The organism is Duganella lactea (genome assembly GCF_009857505.1).
Classification (GTDB): Bacteria; Pseudomonadota; Gammaproteobacteria; order Burkholderiales; family Burkholderiaceae_D; genus Rugamonas; species Rugamonas lactea.
In genome coordinates this window covers 1-17,872 of sequence record NZ_WWCP01000061.1, presented here as the reverse complement: position 1 = coordinate 17,872, position 17,872 = coordinate 1, and the positions used below count along the sequence as shown (strand labels likewise).

Annotated in this window: 15 protein-coding genes and 3 tRNA genes; 8 read left to right on the top strand and 10 right to left on the bottom strand. The window is 64.3% G+C overall.

Features of this window, described 5'->3' with window-relative positions; all coding sequences use genetic code 11:
* The 4 genes from GTP44_RS25885 to GTP44_RS25870 form a co-directional block, all read right to left on the bottom strand.
* Positions 1–286 (bottom strand): GTP-binding protein (locus GTP44_RS25885; protein ID WP_229257090.1); only part of this gene is annotated, 286 nt, incomplete at its 3' end.
* A gap of 87 nt (positions 287–373) precedes the next feature.
* Positions 374–448, bottom strand: a tRNA-Thr gene (locus tag GTP44_RS25880).
* 55 nt (positions 449–503) lie between these two features.
* Positions 504–577: transfer RNA gene (locus GTP44_RS25875), tRNA-Gly, on the bottom strand.
* A gap of 55 nt (positions 578–632) precedes the next feature.
* Positions 633–717 (bottom strand) — tRNA-Tyr (locus tag GTP44_RS25870).
* Positions 718–734: 17 nt separating this feature from the next.
* Between GTP44_RS25870 and GTP44_RS25865 the strand changes: the two genes are divergently transcribed.
* Together GTP44_RS25865 and GTP44_RS25860 are read left to right on the top strand one after the other, a co-directional pair.
* A complete protein-coding gene (locus GTP44_RS25865; RefSeq protein WP_160988162.1) occupies positions 735–929 on the top strand; it encodes a hypothetical protein in 195 nt (64 codons plus the stop codon).
* Positions 916–4,167, top strand: a complete 3,252-nt coding sequence (locus GTP44_RS25860) for an EAL domain-containing protein (protein WP_161021670.1) — start codon at positions 916–918, stop codon at positions 4,165–4,167. Before GTP44_RS25865 ends, GTP44_RS25860 begins: the two co-directional genes overlap by 14 nt.
* A gap of 7 nt (positions 4,168–4,174) precedes the next feature.
* Here GTP44_RS25860 and GTP44_RS25855 read toward each other — a convergent pair whose 3' ends face one another.
* The 3 genes from GTP44_RS25855 to GTP44_RS25845 form a co-directional block, all read right to left on the bottom strand.
* The gene (locus GTP44_RS25855) at positions 4,175–5,758 is read right to left on the bottom strand and encodes a DUF3369 domain-containing protein (RefSeq protein WP_161021669.1); all 1,584 of its coding nucleotides are present in this window, start codon (positions 5,756–5,758) and stop codon (positions 4,175–4,177) included.
* A 77-nt stretch (positions 5,759–5,835) separates the two neighbouring features.
* Positions 5,836–6,843: a J domain-containing protein gene (locus GTP44_RS25850; protein WP_161021668.1), complete on the bottom strand. Its 1,008-nt coding sequence runs from the start codon at positions 6,841–6,843 to the stop codon at positions 5,836–5,838.
* 106 nt (positions 6,844–6,949) lie between these two features.
* The gene (locus GTP44_RS25845) at positions 6,950–8,101 is read right to left on the bottom strand and encodes a class I SAM-dependent methyltransferase (protein ID WP_161021667.1); all 1,152 of its coding nucleotides are present in this window, start codon (positions 8,099–8,101) and stop codon (positions 6,950–6,952) included.
* Positions 8,102–8,125: 24 nt separating this feature from the next.
* Between GTP44_RS25845 and GTP44_RS25840 the strand changes: the two genes are divergently transcribed.
* Genes GTP44_RS25840 through ttcA form a run of 3 tightly spaced genes read left to right on the top strand, consistent with a single transcriptional unit; the run spans position 8,126 to position 10,243 of the window.
* On the top strand, positions 8,126–8,905 hold the full coding sequence (locus GTP44_RS25840) for an SDR family oxidoreductase (RefSeq protein WP_161021666.1): 780 nt from the start codon (positions 8,126–8,128) through the stop codon (positions 8,903–8,905).
* 22 nt (positions 8,906–8,927) lie between these two features.
* A complete protein-coding gene (locus tag GTP44_RS25835; protein ID WP_160988168.1) occupies positions 8,928–9,326 on the top strand; it encodes a dihydroneopterin aldolase in 399 nt (132 codons plus the stop codon).
* Entirely contained in the window at positions 9,323–10,243 is a 921-nt protein-coding gene (gene ttcA / locus GTP44_RS25830) for a tRNA 2-thiocytidine(32) synthetase TtcA (protein ID WP_161021665.1), read from the top strand. Before GTP44_RS25835 ends, ttcA begins: the two co-directional genes overlap by 4 nt.
* Positions 10,244–10,274: 31 nt before the next feature.
* Here ttcA and GTP44_RS25825 read toward each other — a convergent pair whose 3' ends face one another.
* The 3 genes from GTP44_RS25825 to GTP44_RS25815 form a co-directional block, all read right to left on the bottom strand.
* Positions 10,275–12,050, bottom strand: a complete 1,776-nt coding sequence (locus GTP44_RS25825) for a M14 family metallopeptidase (protein WP_161021664.1) — start codon at positions 12,048–12,050, stop codon at positions 10,275–10,277.
* A gap of 53 nt (positions 12,051–12,103) precedes the next feature.
* Positions 12,104–13,615, bottom strand: a complete 1,512-nt coding sequence (locus GTP44_RS25820) for a S41 family peptidase (RefSeq protein WP_229257089.1) — start codon at positions 13,613–13,615, stop codon at positions 12,104–12,106.
* 73 nt (positions 13,616–13,688) lie between these two features.
* Positions 13,689–14,600: a LysR family transcriptional regulator gene (locus tag GTP44_RS25815; protein ID WP_161021663.1), complete on the bottom strand. Its 912-nt coding sequence runs from the start codon at positions 14,598–14,600 to the stop codon at positions 13,689–13,691.
* Between the two features lie 99 nt (positions 14,601–14,699).
* Between GTP44_RS25815 and GTP44_RS25810 the strand changes: the two genes are divergently transcribed.
* From GTP44_RS25810 to GTP44_RS25800, 3 genes are all read left to right on the top strand, one after another.
* Complete coding sequence (locus GTP44_RS25810) at positions 14,700–15,899, top strand: MFS transporter (protein WP_161021662.1); 1,200 nt, start codon at positions 14,700–14,702, stop codon at positions 15,897–15,899.
* Positions 15,900–16,039: 140 nt separating this feature from the next.
* The gene (locus tag GTP44_RS25805; protein WP_161021661.1) at positions 16,040–17,266 is read left to right on the top strand and encodes a helix-turn-helix domain-containing protein; all 1,227 of its coding nucleotides are present in this window, start codon (positions 16,040–16,042) and stop codon (positions 17,264–17,266) included.
* Between the two features lie 17 nt (positions 17,267–17,283).
* Entirely contained in the window at positions 17,284–17,748 is a 465-nt protein-coding gene (locus tag GTP44_RS25800) for a PIN domain-containing protein (protein WP_161021660.1), read from the top strand.
* The last annotated feature ends 124 nt before the right edge of the window (positions 17,749–17,872 follow it).

Sequence of the window (17,872 nt, the reverse complement as noted above, 5' to 3'; positions counted from 1 at the left end):
CGCCGGTGATCATGTTTTTGATGTAGTCGGCGTGGCCTGGGCAGTCAACGTGCGCGTAGTGACGGGTAGCGGTTTCGTACTCGACGTGCGCGGTGTTGATGGTGATGCCGCGGGCTTTTTCTTCTGGAGCAGCGTCGATCTGGTCGTAAGCCTTAGCTTCGCCGCCGAATTTTTTCGACAGGACGGTTGCGATCGCAGCGGTCAGGGTGGTCTTGCCGTGGTCGACGTGGCCGATGGTGCCGACGTTAACGTGCGGCTTGGTCCGCTCGAATTTCTCTTTTGCCATTTTAGACTCCTAACGATTTGGTGTGATTGGCAGGGAACCCTGCCCAACTGTCTTGATAGTGCTACCGTACTGCCGTACTGCGTATTCTGGTGCCCTTTACGTGGATTGAACACGTGGCCTCTCCCTTACCAAGGGAGTGCTCTACCACTGAGCTAAAAGGGCTGATTGGGTACGACGCTTTACAACTGCGATACTTGCGTATCTGATTGCACAACACTGGAGCGGGTGAAGGGAATCGAACCCTCGTCATAAGCTTGGAAGGCTTCAGCTCTACCATTGAGCTACACCCGCGAGGTGGTTGTTCAATTCATTTCACTTACTGCGCCACTCAGTCTTTTGCAAAACTTGGTGGAGGGGACTGGATTCGAACCAGTGTACTCTGAGAGAACGGATTTACAGTCCGTCGCCTTTAACCACTCGGCCACCCCTCCGCGAGGAACCGCAGAGTATGAAGCAATTTTCCGAAACCGTCAACTCTTTTTATCACCTGGTCGGTGCAGTGTTCACAGTTCGTCTGCTTCGGGGCGAGATTTTATACGCACCAACTGCGAAAGTGCAAGTGTTGTTTTTAGGTAGCATGTTTTCCTATACAATCTTTTCACGAGCGATGTTCCCTGGAGCCCCGGATTTTGAAGAATCGTAGCGGTCGTTGGCCTATTCTGCTGTGTGCAAACCTGGCCTTGTGGGCCGTGTATTTCGGCACTGGCCGCCTGAGCCTGCTGCTGGCCATGCCACCGGGTTACGCCTCCGCCATCTTCCTGCCGGCCGGCATCGCGCTGGCCGCCTGCGTGGTCGGCGGCGCGCGCCTGCTGCCGGCCGTGGCGCTGGGTTCCTTGTCGGTCAACCTCGCGTATGTCTGGGCGACCCCGGCCGGCGTCACCCAACACGCCCTGCTCGGCGCCTGCGCCCCGGCCGTCGGCGCCACGCTGCAAGCCTGGGTCGGCAGCACGCTGTTCCGCCGCTACATCGACCAGGCCATCGGTTCCGGCCGCGACGTGGTGCGCTTCATCCTGCTGGCCGGTGGCGTGACGGTGGTGTCGAGCAGCGTCTCGCTGACCGGCATGCGGGGGCTGGGCCTGCTGCCGAACGACACCCTGGCCGCTGACTGGCTGGCGTGGTGGATGGGCGACACCATCGGCATCCTGCTGGCGGCGCCGCTGACCTGGATCGCCATCGGCCGCCCACGCCCGCTGTGGGCGCGCCGCCACACGCTGGTCGGCCTGCCGCTGCTGCTGTCGGCCGGCGCCTTCATCGCCATCTACCTGCAGGCCGACCGCTGGGAAAACAGCCAGCAGCTGCAAACCTTCCGCCTCAAGGCGCAGCAGACCGGCGACCTGCTGCAGGCGCAGTTCAGCGAGCACGAACGCTTCATCTACGCCATGGCCAAGGCGCTCAACACCCCGCGCCGCGCGCTCGACGCCAACGACTTCGGCAACCTGGCGCACGGCTATCTCGACCAGCGCCCGGAGCTGCTGTCGATGGCCTGGCTGACGCCGGTGGCCGGCGACGAGCGCGCCGCCTTTGAGGCGTGGGCGCGCCAGCACGGCGCCGCCGACTACAGCATCCGCGAGCGCACGCCGGCGGGCACCTACGTGGTCGCCGGCCAGCGCGAGCGCTACTTCGCCGCCACCTTCGCCGAGCCGTCCACCAGCCGCGCCTACCTCGGCCTGGACTACCTGCACGACCCGCAACGCCGCGCCGCGCTGCAGCGCGCCATCCAGTCCGGCCAGCCGACCGCCACCGCGCCGCTGCAGATCCTGCCCGGCCGCGCCAAGCCGGGGCTACTGCTGCTGCAGACGGTCTACCCGCCGGACAACCACCGCCAGGCGATCGGCTCGCTGATGATCTCGATGCAGTTCGACGGCGTTCTCAACCAGGCGCTCAAGCGCGCCGAGTTCCCGTACTTCATCGTGCGCTTTGAAGACACCGACGACGACGGCCCGCGCCGCGTGGTACAGGACACGCTGGGCCGCGCGGTCGTCCCCGGCGACTTCCAGCGCCAGCTGCACTTCGGCGGCCGCATCTACGAGCTGACGCTGGCGCCGACGCCGGCCTATCTGCAACAGCAGCGCGGCTGGCAGAGCTGGACCGTGCTGACCTGCGGCCTGCTGTTGACCGGCCTGCTGGGCACGCTGATGATGCTGATCAGCGGCGAGCGCGACCGCATCCAGGCCCAGGTCAAGGACGCCACCTCGCGCCTGCGCCAGCGCGAGGCGCGCCTGCAGGCGATTCTCAACAAGGCGGCCGACGCCATCCTCACCGTCGACAGCGGCGGCGTGCTGATGTCGGCCAACGCCGCCGCCGGCCGCCTGTTCGGCTACGCGCCGGAAAAAATGGTCACGCTGCCGCTCGACCGGCTGATCCCGGTGGGGATCGGCGAGGCGGCCGGGCTGGACGCGGCCGGCCTGCTGCGCATGATCGCCTGCGGCGTCACCCACGGCTACGAGCTGCCCGGCTGGCGCAGCGATGGCAGCGCATTCCCGCTGGCGATGTCGGTGTCCGAAGTGGAACTGCCGGACGAGCACCTGTTCGTCGCCATCCTGCACGACCTGACCGAACAGCAACAGGCGCAGCAACGCATCCACCGCCTGGCACACCACGACACGCTGACCGGCCTGGCCAACCGCCTGTCGCTGAACCTGCGGCTGGAACAGCTGCTGGCGCAGACGCGGCGCAACGGCGGCATGGCGGCGGTGCTGTTCATCGACCTCGACCACTTCAAGAAAATCAACGACACGCACGGCCACGAAACCGGCGACCTGCTGCTGGTGGCGGTGTCGCAACGGCTGCAGGAACTGCTGCGCGAGGTCGACACCATCGCCCGCCTGGGCGGCGACGAATTCATCATCGTCACCGACGGCGCCATCACGCCGGACGACGCCTCCAACATTGCCGTGCGCATCGTCGACGCGCTGACCGCACCCTACCACCTGAACGGCAAGACGGTGCACAGCGGCGCCAGCGTCGGCGTCGCCATGTTCCCTTCCGACGGCGAGGACGCCGGCACGCTGATGCGCCATGCCGACACCGCCATGTACGCCGCCAAGAGCCAGGGCCGCGGCAACTTCCAGTTCTTCTCGGCGGCGATGAACACCGCTACCCACGAGCGGCTGCTGCTGGAAAGCCGCTTGTGGCAGGCGCTGGAGCAGGACGAGTTCGAGCTGTACCTGCAACCGCAGGTGGAGCTGGCCACGCAGCGCATCATCGGCGCCGAGGCGCTGCTGCGCTGGCACCATCCGGAACTGGGCATGGTGGGGCCGGACCGCTTCATTCCGATCGCCGAGGAATCGGGCCTGATCCTGCCGCTGGGTGACTGGGTGCTGCAACGCGCCTGCGCCCTGCTGCACGGGTGGCGCGTGCCGGCGCTGTCGCACCTGCGCCTGGCGGTGAACCTGTCGGCACGCCAGTGCCACGGGCCCGGCCTGCTACCGCATCTGGACCGCATGCTGCACAGCCACGGCATCAATCCGGCGCTGCTGGAACTGGAGATCACCGAGTCGGCGGCGATGCAGGACCCGGAGCGCAGCCGCGCGCTGCTGAGCGAGCTGCGCTCGCGCGGCATCAAGGTGGCGATCGACGACTTCGGCACCGGTTACTCGTCGCTGAGCTACCTGAAGCTGTTTGAGCTGGACCGGATCAAGATCGACCGCAGCTTCGTCAAGGATATCGAGAGCGATCCGGACGACGCGGTGATCGTCGCCGCCACCATCGCGCTGGCGCACTCGCTGGGGCTGGAGGTGATCGCGGAAGGGGTGGAGACGCAGGCGCAGTGCGACTTCCTGCGCGCCAAGCAATGCGATGAGGCGCAGGGTTATCTGTTCGCGAAGCCGCTGCCGGTGGCGCAATTCGAGGCGATGGTGCGCGCCACCACCACCGCCTGAGCCGTCATTAGTCGGGGGTGCGGCCGATGGCCGGATCACGCTCGATCATGTCGAGCAGCGCGGCCACCACCTCCGGATCGAACTGCTGGCCGGCGCGATCCCGGATGTAGGCCACCGCCTCCGCGTGCGGCCACGGCTCCTTGTACGGCCGCTCGTGCAGCAGCGAATCAAACACATCGGTCACCGCCACGATGCGCGCCGCCAGCGGAATCGCCCGTCCCTTCAGCTGGTTCGGATAACCATTGCCATCCCAATGCTCATGATGGCCGCCGGCGATCTGCGCCCCATAGGTCAGGTAACTGACGCCATCGACCATATTGGCGGCGCGCTCCAGAATGCTCTTGCCCACCGCCGCGTGCTGCTGCATCTCGCTGCGCTCTTCCGGCGTATGCAGGCCGGGCTTGAGCAGGATATGGTCCGGCGTGGCCACCTTGCCCACATCGTGCAGAATCGACGCCAGGCCGATCATTTCCAGCAGTTGCGGCGTCACCTCGTCCGGATAGGCGCCGCGCTCGTGCAGCCGCTGCGCCAGCGTCGACGACAGCAGTTGCACCCGCCGCACATGGCCGCCGGTGCCGGCGTCGCGGAACTCGGCCAGATCGGCCAGCGCCACCACGGTCGCCTCCTGCGCCTTGCGCAGCTGGCCGAACATGTACAGGTTGTCGAACGCGGCGGCGATGCGCTGGCAAAACACCTCCAGCAGGTCGCGCTGAATCTGCGCCAGCGGCCACGGCGGCGTGACCGAGATCGCCACCTCGCGGTTCTCCTGCGTATGGATGAACAGCACATTGGCCGGATGCTCGAACTGCGATTTCTTTTCCGCGAAGGCCTTGGCGATGGTCGGCCACAACGGATGGGTGGCCGGCATCAGCTCTTCACTGTTGAGCTCGGAATAGCCGCCGGTGGCCGCCACCACAGTGGTGACGCCGGTGTCGCCCTGCATCAGGCACAGCACGCCGTCGGAGCCGACGTCGAGGATCGCGCTCACCTGGTTCAGCACGCCCGAGGCGAACTCGCGCAGCGAATGGATCTGGTACAGATTGGTGGCGCCGGCCAGGATCTTGCCCAAGCCGACGCGGCTGCGCTCCAGCATGTTCAGGCTCTCGTAGGCGCGCAGCGCCGAAATCACCGTGGTGAACAGCTTCTGCGTGGTCAGCTCGGTCTTGGCCTTGTAGTCGTTGATGTCGTATTCGATGATCACGCGCTGCTCGGGCGCCTGGCCCGGCTGGCCGGTGCGCAGCACCACCCGCACGATGGCATTGTGCAGCTCTTCGCGGATGCGCCGCGCCAGCAGCAGGCCGGCGTCGTCGGTTTCCATCACCACGTCCAGCAGCACCAGGGCGATGTCCGGCGTGTCGCGCAGGATGGTGAAGGCCTCGCGCCCGCTGTAGGCTGAAAACAGCTCCAGCTCGCGGCCCTTGAAACTGACGTTGCGCAGCGCCAGCCGGGTGACGGCGTGGACATCGGCGTCGTCGTCGACGATCAGCACCCGCCACAAACGCTGGTCCGGCGCGCCGAGGCCGCTGGTGGGAAGCGCTTCTTCGTCTTCTTCAAGCAGCCAGTCGTCGTCTCCGGCGTGGGAATCGGTCATACGCATCTCCTGTCGATACCCTCAGGATAATCAGAATCCTACCCTGTGACAACTCTTATCGACGATGCAATGCGGCACTAGTTGCTGACGGGTGACGCCCCGCTTTCCATGGCGGCGGTGGTGGTGCGGCTGGCGCCCGCGCAGGCGCCCGGGTTGGCGGCCACATCCAGATTCTGATAGCGGATTTCGTACTTGCCGTTGCTCAGTTTGTCGACCAGCAGCTTGTCATGCGCCTGCACATAGGCGTAGCGCACATTGGCGCGGCGGTCGATGTCGTAGACCTTGATAAAGACGGCGGAATTGTTGCCGCTGTTGTCCAGCGTCAGCTGCATGTCCTCGCCGCGATTGCCGACCGGGAAGCCCTCCATGTAGCCGGAGCGCAGCGGCCATGGCTCGCCGTTGGGCGCGAGCAGTGATTGCGTCTGGGTTTCGCTGTCGCACTCGGCGCCGGCGCTCGGCAGCACCACCTGCGTCATCGACGCCACCTTGATCGGCGATGGCTTGAGCGTGGCCGATTCGGACAGCCGCACCGTGGCCCAGGCGTCGCGCGCCACGCCGGCGGCGGCATCGGTGGTGGCGGCGTTGGCGTTGATGCCGCCCTTGCCGCCCCAGGCGTTGCTCAGCATGCCCATCATCTGCGGCTCGGCCACCATGGTGGCGCCGCCGACCCAGCCGATGATCAGGCAGACCGCCAGCCCGCTCCAGAAGCGCCAGTCACGGCGACGGCGACGGCGCTGCGCCGGTTGCACGGTTTCCGGTTGCCACGAGCCGTCAGGGCGTGGCTTGTCGCCACGGCTGTGACCGTGGCCGTGCGCATGGCCGTCCTCGTGGTGCGTGCTTTCCAGCCACTCGATTTCCCATTCCTCGGAGGCGATCCACTCGTCATGCTCCTTGCGGCGCTGCACGTCGGACAAGGTCTCGTAGGCGCTGTTGAGAATGGCCATGATGCGCGCAGCCTTCTCGTCCCCCGGATTTTTATCCGGATGGTACTTTTGGCTGAGCGCCTTGTAAGCGGCACGTATGACCTCCTGCGGCGCCATACGCGACACTTTCAGGTTGTCATAGTGGGTGTGGATCTTGGCCATAAACGGAAATCGACGCGGAATAAGTCATCATAGCCCATCTTAGCGCAAGCAACTCACAGATCCGACAAGGATTTGCTTTGCCTTTCTGATCACTGTGCTTTTTTGTCTACAGTCGGTGACGGCGGTCCTGCAGGACGATGGCATCCGGCAGCGCCACGTCCTTGCCCACCGCCAGCACCTTGAACAACTCGCCCATTTCGGCCGGCGACACCAGCTTTTGCAGGGCGCGCGCCTGCGGCAGGTAAGCCGCCGCATCCTCTGGATCGGTGCGCAGCAGCAACTCGCCGATGCCGGCGCCGAGCAGGAAACCGGACTGGTTCAGATAGCCCAGCACCTCGATGCCGGCATCCTGCGCCGCCAGCGCCATCGCCGTGAAATCGACGTGGGCGGTGATATCCTGCAGGCCGGGATAGTAAAACGGGTCCGGATGCGCATGGTGGCGGTAATGGCACATCAGCGTGCCGGTCACGCGCTGGTCGAAATAGAACTCGTGCGCCGGGAAACCGTAGTCGAACAGGAAGGCGGCGTTGGCCCGGCCGGCGTCCAGCATGCGCGCCAGCGTCGCCATGAAGCCGCAGGCCACGCCGTGCAGCTCGGTCACATAGCCGTCCGGCAGCCGTTCCGGCGCGGGAATCTGGCGCGCGATCTGCGCCTGCAACGCGGCGCCGGCCGGCACCTCCACATACTGGAAGCGGCCATCTTTGACCGTGACCTGCAATTCCTGCCAGCCGTCGGGATGCTTGATCACCAGTTGCACCGGCATCGCGTCGAGCACCTCGTTGCCGAAGACCACGCCGTCAAACGACGCCGGCAGCGCGTCCAGCCACGCTACCTGCGGGAAATCGCGCAGCGTTTCCCGCTGGCGGCCGCGCAATTCGCCGGACAGTTCGACGATGTAATACTTGTCCACCTTCACTCCGGCATTGGCCAGCTCGGTCAGGATATCGAAGGCCAGCTTGCCGGTGCCGGCGCCGAATTCGAGGATGTGCGGCGCGCTTTGGGCGATAATAGCGGTTGCAACCCGCGCCAGCGCCGCGCCGAACAACGGCGACAGCTCGGGGGCGGTTGTAAAATCGCCATCTTTCCCCAGCTTGGCGGAGCCGCCGCTGTAATAGCCCAGACCGGGCGCGTACAGGGCCAGCTCCATGTAGCGGGCGAAGGAAATGGCGCCGGCGTTGCGTTCGATGTCGGCGGCGATCAGGTGCTGCAGGGCGTGGGACGCGGCCAGCGCGTCGCTAGAAGGTACGGGTAAGGACATCCCGGCATTATATCCAGTTCAAACATGATGACAGCTCACGACAATCCGGCCCCCCGCGTGGCCCTCGTAACCGGCGCCGGACGCCGCATCGGCCGCGCCATCGCGCTCGGCCTGGCGCGCGCCGGCTGGGACGTGGTGGTGCATTACCGCGCCTCCGCCACCGAGGCGGGCGAGGTCGCCAACGACATCATCGCGCTCGGCCGCCGCGCCGTGGCGCTGCAATGCGACCTGGCCGACGCGGCGGCGGTGCGCGAACTGCTGCCGCGCGCGGTGGCCGCGCTCGGCCCGGTGCACTGCGTGGTCAACAACGCCTCGCTGTTCGAATACGACAGCGCCGCCGCGTTCAGCCCCGCCCTGCTGGAGACCCACATGCGCGCCAACGTCGCCGCGCCGCTGCTGCTGGCGCAGGCGCTGCACGCGGCCACGGCGGACGGCCAGCAGGCCGCCGTCATCAATCTGCTGGACCAGAAGCTGTACAATCTGAATCCGGATTTTTTGTCGTACACCCTGTCCAAGGCGGCGCTGCACACCGCCACCACCATGCTGGCGCAGCAGCTGGCGCCCAAACTGCGGGTGGTCGGCGTGGCGCCCGGCATCACGCTGGTGTCCGGCGAGCAGACCGAGGCCGGTTTCGCCAACGCCCACCAGCAAACGCCGCTGGGCCGTTCCAGCACCCCCGACGACATCGCCGACGCCGTGGTCTACGCCGCCTCGGCGCGCGCGCTGACCGGCACCACGCTGCTGGTCGACGGCGGCCAGCACCTGCTGCCGCTGCCGCGCGACGTGATGTTTTTGGCCCAATAATTTCAACACGAGAAGGTATTCCATGCTGTCCGCCCTGATACACCCGCAACTGAACGACTGCCGCCGCTTGTTCCTGCGCAATTACGAAGTCATGATCAACATCGGCGTCTACGAGTTCGAGAAAAAGGGCGAGCAGCGTCTGCTGATCAACGTCGACCTGTACATCCCGCTGGCGGTGTCGTCGCCGCAGCACGACCAGCTGGAGGAAGTGGTCGATTACGACTTCATGCGCAACACCATCGCCCAGCGCATGGCGCGCGGCCACGTGCAGCTGCAGGAAACCCTGTGCGACGACATCGTGCGCGAAATGCTAGCCCACCCGAGCGTGCGCGCGGCGCGCGTCTCCACCATGAAGCCCGACGTCTACCCGGATTGCGAGGGCGTCGGCGTTGAAGTATTCAAGCTCAAGGAAGCCGCATGAACGCCGTCATCGACACCGCCGTCAGCGCCAGGAGCGCTGAAAAGATCGCCCACGAAAACAACAAGCTGCACAAGCGCCTGTGCCGCCTGGTCGGCCAGGCCATCGGCGACTTCAACATGATCGAGGACGGCGACAAGGTCATGGTCTGCCTGTCCGGCGGCAAAGACTCGTATGCGCTGCTGGACATCCTGATGACGCTGCGCGAGCGCGCGCCGATCCACTTCGACATCGTCGCGGTGAACCTGGACCAGAAGCAGCCGAATTTCCCGGCCGACATTCTGCCGGCCTACCTGGACCAGCTGGGCATTCCGTACCACATCGAAAACCAGGACACCTACAGCATCGTCAAGCGCCTGATCCCGGAAGGCAAGACCACCTGCTCGCTGTGCTCGCGCCTGCGCCGCGGCATCCTGTACCGCGTGGCCGATGAACTGGGCTGCAACAAGATCGCGCTGGGTCACCACCGCGACGACATCCTGGAGACCTTCTTCCTCAACATGTTCTTCGGCGGGAAGATCAAAGGCATGCCGGCCAAGCTGGTGTCGGACGACGGCAAGCACATGGTGATCCGTCCGCTGGCCTACGTGAAGGAAGAGGATACCGAACGCTACGCCGAGGTGAAGCACTTCCCGATCATCCCGTGCGACCTGTGCGGCTCGCAGGAAAACCTGCAGCGCAAGCAGATCAAGCACATGCTGCGCGACTGGGAGAAGAAGCATCCGGGCCGGGTGGAGAACATCTTCTCGTCGCTGTCGACGGTGGTGCCATCGCACCTGATGGACCGCGACCTGTTCGGCTTCCAGGACATCAAGGCCGACGGCGTCGCCAACCCGCTGGGCGACATCGCCTTCGACGAGGAGGCGTGTTCGACACCGGCGCCGGTTGCCGGCATCATCCCGCTGCAACGGGAAGGCTGACTTCAGGGCGAACGCTGCGTGTCCAGCCGATTTAATACTTCTGCGCGGTGCGCATCACCGGGTAGAGGTTGAAACGCTCATCCCACGAGGCGTGCCGCTTGGCGAAGAACGCCAGCCGCTTGGCCGGGCTCTGGTTGAACTCCGGGTCGGTGTCCAGCAGCTTGCGGAACGCCTCGCGCAACTGCGGATCGGCTTCCAGTTGCTCGCGCGCCACCTCCTCCGCCACATAGTCCTCCATATACTCCTTGCGCTCGAAGGCGTTATTGAACTCGCCCCAGGCCAGCAGGCCGTCGGCGCCGCGCGGCTCCAGCATGGTCATCACCAGACGCGCCTTCGGCTGCGCGATCGGCACGAACAGCGCGCCTTTGCGCACGGCGCGCCGCTCGCGGCCCCAGTCACCCTCCACCGCCAGCGTTTGATGGCCCTCGAACGACTGCGTGCCGAACTTGGTTTTGGTGGCGCGGAAAGTCTCCACCTCGGCCGCCATCTGGTCGGCGCCGATCACCTTGTACGCGATGCCGTGCTGTTTCAGCTTGGCGCCCACCCACGCCGCATGCGCCAGCGGCACGATGTAGCCGCCCAGCGGCGCCGCCACGCGCAGGTCCGGCACGATCTCGTCGCGCAGCGGCACGGTCCAGATCTGCGGCTTGGTCTCGTCGTAGCGGGTCCACAGACCGCCGGAAATGTCCGAATGCTCACGTGTGTAGGCGTAGCCGGGGAACTCGATGGTCTTGGTGTTGAAGGTGGTGCGGTAGCTGAGCGGCACATCGCTGCCGGCCAGCGTCAACGCGCGCGCGTCGGCCTCGTGGGCCAGCTTCTGCCACGCCTTGCCGTTCTGCGCCACCTGCGACAGCAGCGAGACGATGGTGTTGTAAGTGATGCGCACGCGGGTCGGGTAGTCCTTCCACGAATGGGTTTCCACCAGCATCGCGAAGCGGTTACGCAGCAGGAAGTAGCCGGTCGAGAAGCGCGGCGTCGACAGGGCATCGACAAAGCCGGACATCGGATCGTCTTCCTTGGCGAACGACATGTAGTACGGTTTCGGGTCCGAGCCCTTGGCCTTCAGATCGGCCATCACATTGGTCTGCAACGCGGCGCCGGCCACTTTCAGCGCTTCGTCGCCGCCGTGCACCGGCTCGACCTGGATCGAGACGTCCGGCTGGAACTTGGCGCCATCGGTCACGTGCAGGTCGATATAGGCCAGCGGGTCCCAGGCGTTGACCAGCGCCAGCATGGCCTGCATCTCCGGCGCGTCGCCCTTCACGTAGTCGCGATTGAGGTTGTAGTTCTGCGCCGTGGTGCGCCAGCCCATTTCCACCGGGCCGCGCTGGTTCGGACGGTTGTTCTTGCCGAAGCGCTCATGGCCATCGACGTTAAACACCGGCACGAACAGCAGCACCTGCTGGTCCAGCGCGCCGGTTGCCGCCTTGCCTTCCAGCGCATCGCGCAACGCCAGGAAGCCGGCATCCTTGCCGTCGATCTCACCGGCGTGGATGCCGCCCTGGATCAGCAGCACCGGCACGCCCTTTTTCTTCGCCTGCTCGGCGGTCAGCGCGCCGGTGCGGGTGACGGCCAGCGCCAGCATCGGCCGGTCTTCCGGTGTGCGGCCGAATTCAAAGCAGCGCACTTGTTTGGGATAGGCTTTCTGGAACCGCGCGCACAGCGCCACCACCTCGTCGTAACGTCCGGTGGTCTGGAAACCGGAGCGTTCGGAGATGGTGGTCAGCGGTGTGGCCGCGGGCGCGGCGGCGGCCAGTGTGGCGGTGGCGGTGGCGGCAAAGGCAAGCAGGATGGCGGAGCGTATCATCGGAACTGGTTTCCAGCAGAAAAGAGGAAAACCAGTATAGACGTGTTTTCAGCTCAACGGTGGAGAACGGCGATTTCCTTCATCCCCGGCCGCACCAGCCTTGCCGGGGCATTGCCGTCCGTATTGCCGGCGACCAGACTGCGGGCGCTGCGCACCGCCGGGCAAACGCCGCTGGCGCGATAGTTGAGCGCCGCCGACAGCAGCCGCTCGGCCGGATCGCCCAGCGCGTGGCCGAAGTCATCCTCGACCGCGCAGGTCGGGCTGAAACCGTCCGCGTAGTCGCCATCGCCTTTGTTATTGACCACCTGCAGCTGGATCGCGAAGTAGGTGTTGCCGCAGTTATCTTCCGGATAGAAACCATACGGCTTGCCGCAGGTGCCGCCGCCGACCAGATTGACCTCCACATCGATGCCGCGCAGACCGTTGATCAGCGCCTCGCTGGCCGAGCAGGTGCCGGGCGTGGTCAGTATCGTCACCCGTTTCAGGTTCAGGCTGGGCAGCGAGACGCCTGCGCTCAGCAACGCCGGCGACAAGCCGATCGAGCTGGACTGGAACATGCTGGGCGCCGTCACCGGCCGCTTGTCGTTGGCCACTTCGCGGTCAAACACCTTGCCGCTGGTGGCGACGGGACCGGCGATCATGTACGCCAGCTGATTGGCGACGACCAGATAGCCGCCGCCGTTGTAGCGCATGTCCAGCACCAGGTCGTTGACGTTGGCGTTCTTCAGGGTCGTGAACGCCTGCAGCAGCGCGCTTTCCGCGACGTCGTTATGGTCGTTGAACTGCAGGTAGCCAACCGCGCCGGTCGGCGTGTTGAACACCTTGGTATTCTGCACCGGCGCCTCGTTCACGTTGCCCGCGATGAGCGACACCGTCAGCAGCGCACCGGCGCGCTGCAGGCCCAGTTGATGGCGCGCGCCGGCGACGTCCGGGAACAGGCCGGCGTTCAGCTTGGCGGTGCCGGCGCTGCTCATGTCGTTGATGCTCACGCCGTCCACGCTGTCCAGCAGATCGCCGCGCTGCACGCCGGCCACCGCCGCCGGCGAGCCCGGCTCCACCAGCGCCACGCCCCACAGGCGCGAGCTGGCGGTATCGCGGTTATACCAGGTGACGCCGTAGCCGAGCGTCACGCCGGCCTGGTTCATCTGCCATTGCTGCGTCGGGTAGGTGAAGTGAAAGGCATCCTTGGGCCGGCCGGACGCGGTGGTGGCCGGCGTTTTCAACACGGCGAAGTAATCGAGCGGGTTGCTGTAGCTGGCCATGTTGATCCCGGCCGGCACCTCCTTGTACCACAGATAGGTCTCGTCGATGAACGAGCGTACCCAGCGCAACTCATCGTTGAGGCTGCCTTGCTTGTCGGTGTAGGCTTTGCCGTTCCAATCGGCCCCGCTGCGCGGCGCGACACAACGGTTGGACAGCGCTTGGTACTCCGGCACCGTCGCGGGCGCGGGCGCGGTGGCGGTGGCAGGAGTCGACGGCGCCGACGAACCACCGCCGCCACCGCCGCCGCACGCGGCCAGAAGCGCCATCGCGCCGGCCGTCACAATCGAGGAGAGATATTTCATCCAAGAATTATATCCCCGCGCGGGCCGCCGAATATCAAGTCAGCTATTGTTTTTTACAACTTTATTTTGTAACTTAGTTTTGCAGATCGGGATCGCTGCGCAGCAGCTGCGCCAGCCAGTCGGCAAACACGCGCAGGCGCGGCGACGACATGCGGCCCTGCGGATACAGCAGCGACACCGGCATCGGCGTCGGCGGCGTGGCGGCCAGCACCTCGACCAGCGCGCCGCTGGCCAGATGCGCGCGCACCTGATAACGCGCCATCTGCGCCAACCCCATGCCCTGCAACACGCAACTGAGGCTGGCCTCGGCGTCGTTGACGGCGATCGCGCTGCGCACCTCGGTGGTCACCACGCTGCCATCGACCATGAAATCCCAGTCGAACGGCCGCCCGGTGCGGCCGGAAAAGTGCGACACGCAGCGATGCCCGGGCAGCTCGGTCCACGCCTGCGGCACGCCGTGGCGCTCCAGGTAGGCGGGCGCGGCGCAGGTAACGAAGCGCATGCTGCCCAGCGGCCGGCCGACCATCGCCGAATCCTGCAGCGCGCCGACGCGCAGCGCGCAATCGGCCCCCTCCTCGATCAGGTCGCGCACGCGGTCGCTGAGGTTGACCACCATGTCGATCTCCGGATACTGGCGGCAGAAGGCGCCGATCCGCGGCACCACCACATTGCGGCCGAAGGTGCCGGGCATCTCCACCCGCAGCTTGCCGCGCGGCTGGCCGGCGGCCTGGCCGCGATAAACGCTCTCGGCATCCTCCACCGCCTGCAAAATCTGCTGGCACTTGCGATAGTAGTCGGCGCCGTCCGGCGTCAGCGACAGGCGGCGCGTGGTCCGCTGCAACAGCTGCGTGCCAAGGAAGGCTTCCAGCTTCTTGATGGTGGCCGTCAGCGCGGCGCGCGGCAGGTCCAGCGTTTCGGCGGCCTTGGTGAAGCTGTTGGCCTCGACGATCCGCACCAACGTCTGCATGGCTTTGAGTTTGTCCATTGTTCACATTATGTGAAAAGTATAGGTGCATTATGCCCTAATTATCTTTGGAAGACTTTTGCCTAGAATGGCCTCATCGCACTCTCACTGGAGCACATCATGAACAACAAAGACATCAGCCCCGGCATGGTCACACTGCTGGCGACCGCCACCGGCCTCATCGTCGCAAGCCTGTATTACGCGCAAACCCTGGTCGGCCCGATCAGCGCCTCGACCGGGCTGTCGCCGGCGGCCGCCGGCCTGGTCGTCACGCTGACGCAGATCGGCTACACCCTCGGCCTGCTGTTCATCGTGCCGCTGGGCGACTTGCTGGAAAACCGCCGCCTGATTTTCACCGGCCTGCTGTTCACCTCGGCCATGCTGGTGCTGGCCGCCGTCAGCAGCAGCGCCTGGATGTTCCTCACCGCCGCGCTCGGCATCGGCCTTGGCTCGGTGGCGGCGCAGGTCATCGTGCCGTTCGCCGCCCACCTGTCGCAGGAAGCGACGCGCGGCGTCACCGTCGGCAAGGTGGTCAGCGGACTGCTGCTGGGCATCATGCTGTCGCGCCCGGCCGCCAGCCTGGTGGCCGACGCCACCAGCTGGCACGTGGTGTTCGCCGGCGCCGCCGTGCTGGTGCTGATCGTCGCCTTCGTGCTGCGCGCCAAGCTGCCGGTCCGCATGCCGCAGCACCACATCGGCTATCCAAAGCTGATGGGCTCGCTGTGGCATCTGTTCCGGCAAACGCCGGTGCTGCGCCGCCGCGCCGCCTACCACGCCGGCCTGTTCGGTTCGTTCAGCCTGTTCTGGACGGTGACCCCGCTGATGCTGTCGGGCCCGCAATTCCACCTGTCGCAGACCGGCATCGCCATCTTTGCGCTGGTGGGCATGTCCGGCGCGATCGCCTCGCCGATCGCCGGCAAGCTGGCCGACCAAGGCCACACGCTGATCGCCACCGCCGCCGCGCTGGCACTGGGCGTGATCGGCTTCGCCTTGCCGTTGCTGGTGCCCGGCTCGCGTGAAGTGGCGCTGGCGGTGCTGGTGATCGCCTCGATCGTGCTGGATATGGGGGTGGCGGCGAATCTGGTGCTGGGCCAGCGCGCCATCTTCTCGCTGGGCGCGGAAGTGCGCAGCCGCCTGAACGGCGTCTACTTCGCGCTGTTCTTTGCCGGTGGCGCCGCCGGTTCGGCGCTGGGTGGCTGGGTGTACGCCACCCACGGCTGGCACGGCGCGCTGCTGGCCGGCATGGCCTTCAACGGCGCCGCGCTGCTGTACTGGGTGACCGAGTATCTCGGCCACACCAGCCAGCACAAGGCTGCTTAACCGCCGAAGTGGTAGTTCAGCTCGACCCAGGCCTGACGGCCTGTACGTGCCAACGGGTTAATGTATGAAAATCGAACTTTTCAACAGGATTTTTGCCAGTATGTTAAATTATCGCTCATAGTAAAAACACGGAGAAAATAATGCCGCTGACCCAACAAGAACTCGGGCGTCGCATTCGTTCCGCACGAGAGAACTCCAGTTTGACGCAAGAACAACTTGGCGAGCTAGTGAAGCTACCGCGCGTAGCGATCACTCAGATCGAGGCGGGGGCACGCGCGGTATCCAGCCTAGAGTTGGACCGCATCGCTTTTTCTCTGGGGCGTGACATTCGCTCTTTTTTTGTAGAAGAGTTCGATGAAAACGACGCGCTGGCGGCACTCTTCCGCTCCGACCCTGAATTCAGTGGTCAACTACATTTGATGCAGGCGCTTCAAGCAAGCCTGGCCCTCGGCTATGAAGTGACCAACTTAGAGCAGCTTCTTGGGATTGATCGCGCTCAACTTTTAGCTGCCGGCTATGACCTGGCACAGCCGCAATCGAAATGGGAGGCAATTCAACAAGGCGAGCGAATAGCGCGACAAGAACGCCAGCGCCTGGATCTCGGCACTGCTCCGATCATAGATATCGCGGAGATCCTGGAGGTTCAGGGTATCCGAACTGGGGCAGTCGATTTACCAGACGATATATCGGGCCTGACCTTATGTCATTCTAAGATCGGTGTCTTTATCGTCGTCAACTCAACCCAAGCTCTTTTACGAAGGCGCTTCTCATTTGCACATGAGTATGCCCATGCGCTAGTCGACCGTCATAACAAAGGAGCGCTGAGCCGTGCGGTGAATCGCAGCGACTTGCTTGAGGTCCGTGCCAATGCATTTGCGGCGGAATTCTTAATGCCTACCGAGGGCATCAAGAATTTTGTGTCCACGTTAGGAAAAGGGAGCGTCAATCGTCAAATTGCTGTATTCGACGAAGCAGAGGTTGTCCAGGTGGACGCCCGCTCGGCCCCCGGTAGTCAGGATATTCAGCTATACGATATCGCGCGTCTCTCCCATCATTTCGGTGTCAGCCGGGGCGCAATGCTGTACAGGTTGCGCAATTTGAGAATGCTTAGCGAGACCGAATTTCAGGTGCTCGACGATCAGGAACGCTCTGGCGCGGGTAAAGCTATCGCAGAGTTATTAAATGCCAACGAATCGTCCTCAGCAATAGAAGACCACCAGGATTTCAAGCGTCGCTTTTTAACTCTGGCCCTGGAGGCGTATCGACGAGAAGAAATCAGCCAGTCCAAATTTACTGAACTGGCCAATATGGTTGCTGTGAACAAAGAGATGGCTCAGTCCATGCTGGATTCGGCTGGCTTAAACTAATCAGCGCAGAGGGAAGCTTGGCCGATCAGATACCAAAAACAGTTGTCATTACCGACGCAAATGTACTCATCAATCTTTGTCATATTGTGCAGATACCCCTGCTTAAACAACTGACGTCATTTTGCTTTGTGGTTCCGCAAGAAGTCATTGCCGAGCTTACCGATCCGATGCAACAACAAGCCATCGCCGACGCGATGGCGCAAGGTTATATAAAAGAATTTAGGTTAAACAACACCGAAAGCCTTGAGCTGTTTTCCAAGTTGCGCACGCAAATGGGGGCGGGTGAGGCCGCTTGTCTGGCAGCCGCCGCAACGGCGTCCGAAAAACACTTGGTCGCATCTGATGAAAAGAAGATTTTTAAAAGAAAAGCGATTGAGCTACTTGGGGATAACTCACTAATGCGCACGGAAGACCTCATCATTTGCGGTATACAAAGCGGCCTTCTCAGCGTACCGCAAGCAGACGCGTTTAAGGCAGTGTAAAGTGGACCCGTCAGTCAAGACACTCAGGCGGTTAATTTAAGCTGTGCCCGTTTCCACTTCCGCAGCTGCTCGGCGCTGCCCCGTACCGCTGATTTTTTCCCGCACCTGGTCTGCGTCGCCGAAT

What these genes read in the sequence shown, in the direction of transcription:
- GTP44_RS25850 (WP_161021668.1), bottom strand. Translation starts at nt 6,843, where the DNA reads ATGGCCAAGATCCACACCCACTATGACAACCTGAAAGTGTCGCGTATG.
- ttcA (WP_161021665.1), top strand. Translation starts at nt 9,323, where the DNA reads ATGAACGCCGTCATCGACACCGCCGTCAGCGCCAGGAGCGCTGAAAAG.
- GTP44_RS25810 (WP_161021662.1), top strand. Translation starts at nt 14,700, where the DNA reads ATGAACAACAAAGACATCAGCCCCGGCATGGTCACACTGCTGGCGACC.
- GTP44_RS25805 (WP_161021661.1), top strand. Translation starts at nt 16,040, where the DNA reads ATGCCGCTGACCCAACAAGAACTCGGGCGTCGCATTCGTTCCGCACGA.
- GTP44_RS25825 (WP_161021664.1), bottom strand. Translation starts at nt 12,050, where the DNA reads ATGATACGCTCCGCCATCCTGCTTGCCTTTGCCGCCACCGCCACCGCC.
- GTP44_RS25815 (WP_161021663.1), bottom strand. Translation starts at nt 14,600, where the DNA reads ATGGACAAACTCAAAGCCATGCAGACGTTGGTGCGGATCGTCGAGGCC.
- GTP44_RS25855 (WP_161021669.1), bottom strand. Translation starts at nt 5,758, where the DNA reads ATGACCGATTCCCACGCCGGAGACGACGACTGGCTGCTTGAAGAAGAC.
- GTP44_RS25835 (WP_160988168.1), top strand. Translation starts at nt 8,928, where the DNA reads ATGCTGTCCGCCCTGATACACCCGCAACTGAACGACTGCCGCCGCTTG.
- GTP44_RS25845 (WP_161021667.1), bottom strand. Translation starts at nt 8,101, where the DNA reads ATGTCCTTACCCGTACCTTCTAGCGACGCGCTGGCCGCGTCCCACGCC.
- GTP44_RS25820 (WP_229257089.1), bottom strand. Translation starts at nt 13,615, where the DNA reads ATGAAATATCTCTCCTCGATTGTGACGGCCGGCGCGATGGCGCTTCTG.
- GTP44_RS25865 (WP_160988162.1), top strand. Translation starts at nt 735, where the DNA reads ATGAAGCAATTTTCCGAAACCGTCAACTCTTTTTATCACCTGGTCGGT.
- GTP44_RS25840 (WP_161021666.1), top strand. Translation starts at nt 8,126, where the DNA reads ATGATGACAGCTCACGACAATCCGGCCCCCCGCGTGGCCCTCGTAACC.